The organism is Elizabethkingia argenteiflava (assembly GCF_009904105.1).
GTDB lineage: Bacteria > Bacteroidota > Bacteroidia > Flavobacteriales > Weeksellaceae > Elizabethkingia > Elizabethkingia argenteiflava.
This window is the reverse complement of the sequence record NZ_JAAABJ010000041.1, coordinates 1-255: the sequence shown is the minus strand read 5'-3', so window position 1 is coordinate 255 and position 255 is coordinate 1. Positions and strand designations below refer to the sequence as shown.

Genomic DNA, 255 nt, shown 5'->3' with positions numbered 1-255 from the left:
ACGATTTATACCAAATAGAAGGTAGTTTGAAAGAAATCCTGTCACCTCTAATCGAAGCAGAAATAGATCATAAAGGATTGTTTCTGAATGCTGATGCAGGATTTGACAGTGAAAATTTAAGACAAATATTAGAAAAAGAAAAAATAATCGCCAATATTAAAACCCATCTCAGGAATAATAAAACAGCCAAAAATTATTATTATTTTGATGAAGAATTATATAAACGAAGGTTCAATATAGAGAAAGCAAATGCTT

The 255-nt window shown here is 28.6% G+C and carries 1 pseudogene; it reads left to right on the top strand.

Annotated features, from left to right (window positions below):
* Positions 1-26: 26 nt before the first annotated feature.
* A pseudogene (locus GNY06_RS15365) lies at positions 27-255 on the top strand (IS5/IS1182 family transposase); the annotation flags it as partial.